Origin of the sequence: Muricauda sp. SCSIO 64092 (assembly GCF_023016285.1) — a bacterium.
Lineage (GTDB): Bacteria > Bacteroidota > Bacteroidia > Flavobacteriales > Flavobacteriaceae > Croceivirga.
This window is the reverse complement of record NZ_CP095413.1, coordinates 1,331,500-1,341,843: the sequence shown is the minus strand read 5'-3', so window position 1 is coordinate 1,341,843 and position 10,344 is coordinate 1,331,500. Positions and strand designations below refer to the sequence as shown.

Annotated in this window: 5 protein-coding genes; 2 read left to right on the top strand and 3 right to left on the bottom strand. The window is 44.6% G+C overall.

The annotated features are described in order from the left end of the window. Positions 1 to 132: 132 nt before the first annotated feature. On the top strand, positions 133 to 5,166 hold the full coding sequence (locus tag L0P88_RS05675) for a fibronectin type III domain-containing protein (RefSeq protein ID WP_247133648.1): 5,034 nt from the start codon (positions 133 to 135) through the stop codon (positions 5,164 to 5,166). A gap of 297 nt (positions 5,167 to 5,463) precedes the next feature. On the opposite strand, the gene L0P88_RS05670 is transcribed toward L0P88_RS05675, so the two are convergent. Further along, complete coding sequence (locus tag L0P88_RS05670; RefSeq protein WP_247133647.1) at positions 5,464 to 6,816, bottom strand: hypothetical protein; 1,353 nt, start codon at positions 6,814 to 6,816, stop codon at positions 5,464 to 5,466. A gap of 309 nt (positions 6,817 to 7,125) precedes the next feature. On the opposite strand from L0P88_RS05670, the gene L0P88_RS05665 reads away from it, so the two are divergent. Beyond that, positions 7,126 to 8,595 (top strand): LamG domain-containing protein, encoded by a 1,470-nt coding sequence (locus L0P88_RS05665; protein ID WP_247133646.1) that lies wholly within the window; start codon positions 7,126 to 7,128, stop codon positions 8,593 to 8,595. 243 nt (positions 8,596 to 8,838) lie between these two features. Here the strand turns inward: L0P88_RS05665 and L0P88_RS05660 are convergent, their stop codons facing one another. Both L0P88_RS05660 and L0P88_RS05655 read right to left on the bottom strand, forming a co-directional pair. Beyond that, positions 8,839 to 9,612: a metallophosphoesterase family protein gene (locus L0P88_RS05660; RefSeq protein ID WP_247133645.1), complete on the bottom strand. Its 774-nt coding sequence runs from the start codon at positions 9,610 to 9,612 to the stop codon at positions 8,839 to 8,841. A gap of 1 nt (position 9,613) precedes the next feature. Then, positions 9,614 to 10,276 (bottom strand): aquaporin, encoded by a 663-nt coding sequence (locus L0P88_RS05655; RefSeq protein ID WP_247133644.1) that lies wholly within the window; start codon positions 10,274 to 10,276, stop codon positions 9,614 to 9,616. Positions 10,277 to 10,344: the final 68 nt, after the last annotated feature.

Genomic DNA, 10,344 nt, shown 5'->3' with positions numbered 1-10,344 from the left:
GATATGGACAGATAAAACCCCTAAACGATACAAATTTTCCTACCTAAGACCGTAGGGCAACAATTACAACCCTTTTTTGAGACGTCCGGTATGAAGGATTGATATACTTTAAGTTATTGAAAATCAATAACTATGAAAAAATTAACCCTTCCCTTATTTTTACTGGTGACTGCTTTTTGCTTTGGGCAAATACAACGGCTTACCAATTTTGAAACAACAGGGCTCAAATCGAGCACCTTGACCCTTTCTCAAAATAAATTGTTTTTTGAAGCTACCGATTCGGAAAATGGCAATGGTCTTTTCTTTTATGACCTGGCCACCGAGTCCATCACTTTTGTCAAGGATATCAATCCCTCTGGTGAGGATGGGTTGGTATCGGTAATCCCTTTTGACAATGGTATTGTTTTTAGGGCCACGGATGGCGTGAATGGTGCGGAACTTTGGTTTTCCGATGGTACCGATGCGGGAACCTACATGATCAAGGATATCAACACCGGGGGAGGCAGTTTCCCTGAGCAAATGATAGCATTCAATGGTTTGGTATTGTTTATGGCCAATGATGGTACCAATGGAAAGGAAATGTGGAAAAGTGATGGTACCGATGCTGGAACCCAGTTGCTTTTAAACATTGCTCCTGGCAGTGCCGATGGCACTCCGGCAAATACGGACATCGTTTACGGAAAGAACAACGATTATGTCTTTTTCAGGGCCAACAACGGCTCACAAGGTTTTGAACTCTATATCAGTGATGGTACTACCGCAGGGACACGCCAGGTTCAAGATCTGTTTGCCGGAGGCGGCTCCGGAATGGGAGAAACCACGGCGGAGCATGCAGCAATCTTTAATGGCACCCTATTTTTTAGGGGCCATGATGGGGGTGCCGCAACGGGTAAGGAATTGCGGTATTTCGATACGGGTGACGAGACCATAAAGTTGGTAAAGGAAATCAATCCTGGGGCCAACCAACAGGCGGATATCAAAAATCTTTTTGTTGTAGGAAATAAGTTGTTTTTCAGGGCAAAACAAGGAAATGAAGGTGTTGAGCCTTACATTACCGATGGTACGGAAGCCGGGACCGAAAAAATAGCCGACCTGCGCTCCAATGGAGGTTCAAATCCAGTTTATCAATTGGGTGACCCCGCGACCGGCAGGATTTTCTTTAGGGCCAATGGGGGGGCTGGCAATGAGCCATGGGTGAGCGATGGTACTGCAATAGGTACCAATCAAATAATCGATTTGATTACCAATGGGGCCAGTAACCCAAATTTTTTGGGCTTTTTGGACGGATATGCCTATTTCAATGCCAATACGAATGATACTTCGCCCTTTGGAAACGTCGGAAATGAACTATTCGCCACTGATGGGACAAATGTGTTCCTGGTTGAGGATTTAGTTCCCGGTAGCACAGGGAGTACAGTCAATACAAATACTGTGGTAACCAATGGGAAACTGTACTTCACCGCCCAACAAAACCTTTATGTTCTTGAGCCCGCTCAATTTGTAAATACAACATCGGTGGACGATTTTACCGGAATAGCGGTCGGGACGATCTCTGCTCCAAACAGTTTTCAATTACAACTATCCGGGCTTACCCAATCCATTACGATTACCCCTCCTGATGGCTTTCAGGTCAGTTTAAACGAATCGGACGGTTTTACCAGTGCGGCTTTCCCACTGGAACCGGACGCTTCAGGTACTATTGATCGGACCATCTATGTTCGGTTTGCACCTGTACTCACGGTTACCTATGAAGATAGTGTTCTTATTGAAGGGGATGATATTTTTACGGGCAGGGTCCAGGTTACGGGGGAAGGGTTGGCTCCCCAACCACAGGGACTATTGGCCTTTGACACCTTTAGCGACCCGGGATTGCCCAATGGATGGTCAGAAGGACCTGAAACTACAGGTTTTGTTACTGTTGTGGATGATCGATTGAACATCGCCTACGACCCCGCGGTTCAACAAAGGGCAACAGCCATCAGGACATTCACGGAAACCTCTGGAGTAGTGTATTTTGGATTCATTTTCAATACTGACAGGCAGACTATGAATGCCCCGGTTTCCATTAAGAATTCAATTGGAGATGTAGTCGCTAGAATAGATTTCGAAAATGGTATTGAGTTGGTAACGGGATTGGATTCTGAAGGAAACCCAACGTCAACAGTAGTGTTTACCGACCGCAACGCCATTGTCCCCAAAGATTTTGACCATCTTGTTTTACTTAAGATAGATACGGACAACAATACCATGGGTTTGAGTGTAAATGGAGTTGAAAAACCGGAGGGTCAAGACGTACCGCTATTGAACCTTACCTCAAATGTTGCTTCGTTGGAAGTGTTTGTTCCTTATTTATTTGATGTAGGTAGGATACAAATGGATGATGTCATCATCGGAAGTGTTAATAAATGGGATTTGCGAAGACTGCTTCTGGAAGCTTCGGAACTGGCTGTGTCAGCCGAGGTAGGCAGCAATCCTGGTGAGTATCCCCAAGCGGCTGTGGATACCTTCTTTAATGCGATCAGTATGGCCACGTCCGTATTTATTGATGGAATTGCCCAAGAAGTAATTGACCAGGGTCTTGTTGACCTATCCAATGCCATAACCACATTTAGGGATAGTATCGTAAAATCCTTGGCGACCATCACGATTGACCCAAATAAAAGGCATGGGTTGAAAGATGGGTTGTTTGGTTATAATAATAGAAGTGTAGATCAAGCCTGGAGTTATAAAAACCCGGAATTTGTGGATGCCCTAAAAGCGGGAAAAACAGGGTGGATGCGATACCTTTCCGGTACCATAAGCGATCCTTTTAACATGAACACGGGAGAATATGAGTTGGAATGGATAGAGCAATTCAGAAGGGTAAATAATCAGGTGAAAGCCTATGAGCGTGTGGAAGTCAAAGGGCCGCAATTGGTCTATGATCTGTATCAAGCCCTTGGAGAGGCCGGTGCCAAATTGATTGTTACCTGGCCTGGATTTATGGCTGGCCCCGAAGAAGCCCGCATTTTTGCAAAGTTTTGCGAGGACAATAACATTGTAGTGGAATATTGGCAATTGAATAACGAGCCGTATTTCTTCCTGCCGAATAGAAATCATTGGTTTTACAATAATGGAGCCGATTATGCCGCTAAAATGGAAGCGTTGGACCAGGCTATCAAAGAGGGGTACAGTGGGGCCCTGACCGCACCAAATGCCGATTGGGGTGTGGATTTCAGCGGGAACTTTTCCCTGGGTGTGCGGAATTTTAATCCGCAATATTACGATGTCCTATCCTATCATTCCTATGCGTCTTTCAATAATTCCAACCCCGCTCCCGATTTGGCCATCAGAAATGCCAACGCGGGCATGAAAATTGGGGGGACCGATGCTCCTACAAAAGCACGGAACGTATACGGTGAGGATTTTAGGTATTTCATCACCGAATTCAATGTCTTCAACAACGGGTTCGACAAAAGCTATTATGCGGGAATGTACAACGCCGAGTTTATGATCAGGAATACCGTTTTCGATAATATGGATTATTTGGGATTACATGTTTTCAATGTGGATGTTGTTGTTCCCAATTTCAATCACAACAGTCTCTTGGACAATGCCTTCGCTTCGGGGACCGATGTGGATGCGGATGCCATTGAATATGGATTCAATATTTCCACTCAGGGAGAGGTTATCCTTATCGCTGGTGAAGCTTTGAACAACAGTAATTTTTCATTGGACACCGAGGTCACCGGAGGTGAAGTGGTTGCCGCTGAGCATCCCAATAGTTTGGTCTCCGAAATACCAGCGTTGTTTGCAAGGGCGTACAACGGCGCAAATAACAAAGACTATGTATTGATTTCCAATAAATCGAGTATTCCCCATGAGATCACTTTACAAGGTATGGATTTGCCTCAAGATGTTCTGGTTACTTCGATTACCAGTGACGATCCCCTGGTTCTTTCAGGGATTTTACCCACCCAGGAAACCAAAGATTTATCCAACGGAAAAATCACCGTACCAGGATACAGTATGACGCGATTGGAATGGGTGGTTGGTCAACGTACGCCCAAAACCAATAGGATCTTCAAATCTGAAGTTACTTCATCGGGCCTACATTTGAAATGGTGGGAAGATGACCAGGCCGATGGTTATCGAATCAAGATGGGCCACAACCAGAACAGCTTAAACCAGGTGATTGAGATTACGGGGAGTGAAAACAACGAATACCTATTGCCATTGAGCTATGGAAAACAAACAAACATAGCGGTTACCGCTTTCAATTCGGTAGGTGAAAGTGCGATTTCGAATATCATCAAGGTTAAATATGAACGTCCACAAAAACCAAAATTGGTAAGGGTAAGACCAAAAGATGGCCGGGTGACCTTGCTTTGGGAAAGTGTTGCCAATGCCAATGGTTATAAGGTCTATTATGGAACGGATAGAAATCAATTGACCGAAGAGGTCGAGGCCAGCAATACCAGTGGTTTTAATCTAAAAGGGCTACAGAACGGACAAAAGTATTTCTTTTCGGTCAGGGCATATAGTGGAGCGGGAATCAGCGATCAATCCCGTATTTTAAGTGCTACACCGCAGGCAACACTACCATTTGCCCCCTATGACCTTAGAGGTGGCGAAGATTCCAATGGCACGGTTAACCTGACCTGGGATGAAACTGCTTTTACCAATGGCGGGACCTTTAATTTATACCGAAGTTCCGAGCCGTGGGATGGATATCAGTTGGTTGCGGAAGGTATTGTTGGGACAACGTATTCTGATGGTTCCGCTATGGAAGTGGGCACGTACTACTATATTGTAAAGGCAGAAAACAGTTTGGGGGAAAGCTTTTATCCCTCCAACATCCTGACCGTGGTGAAAACCGAATCAAGCAACGGAGGTACAACCGCGTTGACCACTCAACTCAATTTGGAAGACCAAAAGCTGTTGCAGCATCAAATAGTCCTTAGAAGAAACCCTGTTGTCAACCAAATTGATCTGGCAATACCAAATACGGTGGAGGTGAACGGGTACCGTGTGTATGACGTACAGGGAAAGATTGTAAAGACTGGTAGAAAACTAAGAAAAAGGACCGAGATGCAAATTTCCCTTCGTACACGATTAAAGGGGTTATATTTCTTGGAGTTGGATACCAATGTGGGGAAACAGACCATAAAAATTATCAATCAGTAATTGTTGATGGAGATTCCAAGCTATTATAACGGGTCGTAAAGATTTTAGGTCACAAAAAGAGGTTGTCCAAAAAGAAGATTTTGTCGGTTCGAGCACAGTCGAGAACTTTTTAAAGTTCCGAATATCAAATACATCTCGACTGCGCTCGATGTGACCAATGCACATATGGACTTTTGGACAACCCATTTGTGTTTTTATTGGACTCCCGATTTAGCCGTTCATTGATGTAATAAAAAGGGGCCGGTGCTTTTTTCAGAAAGGGTTTTAAGCCCTACCTATGTTGATAGGAAGAAGATGTCAATCTTGGATTGTTAAATCGATTTTGGTAATGGAACGCTTTGGAAGGTTCACTTGAACAGCGGTATTATCCGAAGTTACTGTGCCGGACAATTGTTGGCCATCGATGGTGGTGGTCTCACGCCATTGTGTATAAACCACATTATCCGCGATTTTTTGATTGTCACTCAAGGCAATGCCATAATCCGTATACGAAGTATCGGACATATTCACAAAATAAACGTTTACTTGGTTTGCTTTGATAAACGCCCTACTCTGTAACTTCCCCAATTCCGTCAAATCTTCCCCATCGATATCCGTCATCGATATGGGCCTTGAATAAAGAAGTGGGGTCGAGGCTGCCTGCATAAGGCGGGTTCGTAGCTCATCCTCCAAATTATAGTTCCACCACATAAAGCCTGTCATTCCCAAATCGGTTTGATCCCAAAGCGTAACCATGGCCGCTTCCGCATTTAAAAAGACATCTGGATTTTCGGTTTTAACCTTGTCCCAGTGCGGTTCTGTTGCCCAGAAAGGTCTATTGTCTATGGAGTTGAGATCGGTAATCAATTTATCCTTGGGCCTAAACTGCGGATAGTAGTGGGTTCCATAAATATCCATATCGTTGCCCCATCCACTTTCCATCAAAATCTGGACCCAATTTCTTTTATTGGGGCCAAAATCCTCATAGCCTACCAGAATAGGTAGGTCAAAGCCGCGGGTAGAGGCCAATACCCGTAACTCAAAAATGGTTTCATGATATTTTTCGGGAGTGATGTTCCCTTCATTGTACACAAACTCATTGTCAATGCCCAAGTAATCAATAGTGATGCCCTTTCCATTCATAAATTCAATAAAATCTGCCAACATAATCGCATACTGCTTGGGTATGATTCCCGTATTATCCTTGACCCAATCCGGAAAGGAATTTGTACTCCTCAGTTTTTTGCTGGCAAAAATCTTTAGGTCCGGTTTAACCGATAGGGCGGTGGTAATGGAAGTCAACATAGGTTCATATTGGGACTCTACAACAACACCGGGGCCCGGATGTGCTGGCCGTTGAATATCACCATAAATGGATATCCGAATGCCATTCATGCCATCGTTCACAAAATAGGCAGTTGCTTTTTCTACGGTATTGGTCCTATCGGGCCAGCCTTTTAGATCAAAGAAAAAGGCATCTATTAATTTGCCCTGGTCGCTGGTATTGATAATGCTGCTTATTTCGATTGTGGGTTCTTCATTTTGATTGCCATTTTGCCCTTCTTGCTGTTCTTCTTCAGTTATTTGGGGGTCATCCTGGGAACCTGAACTACAGTTGATCAAAAAAAATAACGGAAGTACAAAAACCGAGTGTGCTAAGACCTTTCTCATGGATATGGATATTTAAAGCAAAATACCGTGGCCCCAACCAGCATTCAAATGCGCCTCTCAATTTGCAACAAATAAGGACCTACTTTGATATTTTATCCCTATTCAACAACCTATCGCCAAACAATCCAGTATTCCTAAAAATCAATGACCATTATCCATGTTGATCCCTTTTTATGCAACATGCAACATTTTTGCCCATGTAATGAGAAAAATGAAATTAATTATCGATTTATATTAGAATTCTGAAAATTCAGCCCTTTTCATGGGTTGATACACATCTAAGAATTCCAATCAAACCAAATAGAAATCATGAGAAAATTTATCTTTTTGTTGTTGGCCTGCAATGTCACTTTTTGGAGCTGTGATGAGGATGATTCCACTGCGGCCATTGACTACGGCGCATTGGATGCGATAATTGCAGAGGCACAGGCGGAAGCGGACCCTTCAAAGGAGGGAGATCGAGGTGGTGATGTTGTGTTCGGTGCGACGCAAATTCTACAAGATGCCATTGATAGGTACAGTGCATACAAAACAACAGCAGTCAATCAAGGCACCGTTGATAGCGCCATAAATTTATTGACCTTGGCTTTGGAAACCTATCGCAACAGTATCGTGGTCATCGATAATGCCTCACTGTTACAATCCATTTTAGCAGCACAAGGGATATTGGACAATGCCGGGCCGGAAGGTACCGAAATAGGGGATTATATCATTGGTTCAAAAGCAATTTTTCAAATGGCCATCGATGCTGCCCAGGTGGTTGCGGATAATGCAAGTGCAACGCAGAGTGAAATAAATGGGGCAGAAACCGATTTGAATGTGGCTACCACGGTATTCGAGGCCAGTGTAATTGCTGATACCGATTTTACTGCGTTGAACGATGCCATAACGTCAGCACAGGAATTGGTGGACAACGCGGTTGAAGGCACGGAAAATGGTCAGTATGCCGTGGGATCAAAAGCGATTTTACAAGGCGCTATTGACGCTGCCGAAGTAGTTGCGGACAATCTGGCGGCACAACAGTTGGATGTTGACCAGGCGCTTATGGATCTTAATACAGCAGTGGCAGCATTTGAGGCCGGTAAAATTGTACCACCAAGTTTCCTGACTTTTGAAGGTGACGATTACATCAAAGTGGACGGATTTAAAGCGGTCACCGGAGGTGGGGCAAGAACCTGCGAAGCATGGGTAAGAACAACGTCTTCGGAAAACAACATTATAATTATGTCCTGGGGTGAAAACTCAAGCGCCCAGAAGTGGGATGTAAGACTGCATAATGCCAATAGGGCACTTCGAGTCGAATACAATGGTGGTGGTGTAGTGGGGACCAAGCCCTTGAACGATGGAGAGTGGCACCATATTGCCATTGTGGTTCCTGCTGAAGGAGTGCCTTTGAGCAGTGTGTTGCTTTATGTTGATGGTCAGCCTGAACCTACCACGGCTGCTTCAGGTGGCAATCCAATCAATACCTCAGCGGTCAACGATTTTGAGATTGGAAGAAGTGCTGCACAACCCAGCCGATACTGGATAGGTGGATTGACCGATATCCGTGTTTGGGACGACGCAAGGACAGCTGCCGAGATTGCTGCGAATTATGATAAAAGACTAAATGGAGACGAAGCAGGTCTCATGGGATACTGGAAACTGGATGAAGGCACGGGAAATACGGTTCAGGATTCGAGCACCAATGGAAATTCTGGAACTTTAGGTGGTGATTTGGGTGAAACGGCCAGACCTCTCTGGACAGAAATCGATGCCGGTTTTCCTTTTGATCCATAAAGCTACCTTTTAAATTTGTTCCAAGGGCCCGCAGTTGTCATGCGGGCCTTTCAATCCATGGTTTAACCGAGGGAAAATACCGAGCTTTCCCAAGTAAGGTAAATACAACATCAAACGGTTGTCAAGCTTTCATTGACGGAGAATCAAAAAAAGACCTCCTTGGACCGGACAAGGCGGTCACGGCCTGGAATCTTCCCCCTTTTCGTTTCATGGGGTTCTTGATGGGAACATTTCGTGGACGGCCTACTTGGCAACCCTTAAAGCCTCTGCATAGGCATTGGGCAGTATACTTCCCTCCACTGCTTTGGCCGCTTTTTCCACGTCGTATTCAAAACGGATAAAATCCACGGAGATACCATCCTTTTTTCCCTTCGCAAAGTTCCCATCAATGGTTAAAAGCACATAGCATCCCCTTTTATCCCCATCCTTGGGCTTACCAATGGAGCCAATATTAATGGCGTGACGATACAATGATGCTTCATTTTCGGGATCGGGCAAAGTTTTGTGATAGGGCTTATGGGTGTGTCCAAAACACATCACATCGGCATTGGCATCCCTCATAATTCGCAATAGGCTCTTATCTGCCCTGTCCTCAAAAAGGTATTCATTGATACGCCGGGGACTCCCATGTACCAATAAAATCGTTGCCTTTTCCCCGTTTAGTTGAAACTCCAAATTAATATGTGCGGGCAATGTTTTTAGATAGGCCCGCTCTTCATCGTTCACGATTTGATTGGTAAAGGAAATGGAAACGGCCCCATTGGCTTTTTCCTCATCACTTTTATAAGCACATCCACAGTCGTCGCTCCTCCTGCCTATGCCAAAGTCATAGTTGCCCGCGATGGTAGGGATTTGACGTTTACGGATTTCATTGATGACCTCATTGGGCCAAATATTGTAGCCTACCAAATCCCCAAGACAATAGGTGGCATCCGGACGGTGTTTTTCCAAATCTTCAAAAAAGGCTTCCAATGCAGGAAGATTGGCGTGAATATCGGAGAATAGTGCAATTTTCATGTCAGCTGTTTTTAATTGTAATGATTTTCCATACGTAAATACTTGAAATAGCCCCCAAAAGAGGTACTATGACATACATCCACAAGTGAGTTGGATTTCCCCCGATCAGGGCAGGTCCAATGGAACGGGCGGGATTCATGGAAGCCCCGGATACCGGACCTCCCATCAATGCGCAGATCAAAACGGTAAAGCCAATGGAAAGTCCCGCCATCAACCCCTGTTCCTTGGATCCCGTAGCTACATTTATGATTACGAACATTAGGGTAAACGTTAAAATGAATTCCATGATAGTAGCGGGTAAGAGGCCGTTGGAGGGCAAAGTTTCCCCCATTGTGATGGTTTCGGGAAACATTGCTCTTAGTATTGCGCTTGCGGCAATGGCCGCGATGATTTGGGTAAGGGTGTACCAGACCGCCTTTGGTGCTTCAATTCTTTTTGCCACGAAAAACGCCCAGGTAACTGCTGGATTGAGATGTGCACCGGAAATCTCACCTATGGCATAGATGACTACCAGTACCACCAGGCCAAAAACAATAGCTACACCCAGATGGGTCACCATTCCATCATAAAGTCCATCTACAATGATGGCCCCCGTACCAAAGAAAACCAACAAAAATGTGCCAATAAATTCAGCCACCAGGGAAGGCCAGATATTTTTATCCATCAAACGGTAATGGATTTTTGGTGTTCGCCAAGATGCATCAACGTATTTGATCGATTGGGATTTTCGCT

Bases quoted from the DNA above. Each gene is read 5' to 3' on its own strand.
- L0P88_RS05660 (WP_247133645.1), bottom strand. From the start codon at position 9,612: ATGAAAATTGCACTATTCTCCGATATTCACGCCAATCTTCCTGCATTG.
- L0P88_RS05665 (WP_247133646.1), top strand. From the start codon at position 7,126: ATGAGAAAATTTATCTTTTTGTTGTTGGCCTGCAATGTCACTTTTTGG.
- L0P88_RS05670 (WP_247133647.1), bottom strand. From the start codon at position 6,816: ATGAGAAAGGTCTTAGCACACTCGGTTTTTGTACTTCCGTTATTTTTT.
- L0P88_RS05675 (WP_247133648.1), top strand. From the start codon at position 133: ATGAAAAAATTAACCCTTCCCTTATTTTTACTGGTGACTGCTTTTTGC.
- L0P88_RS05655 (WP_247133644.1), bottom strand. From the start codon at position 10,276: ATGGATAAAAATATCTGGCCTTCCCTGGTGGCTGAATTTATTGGCACA.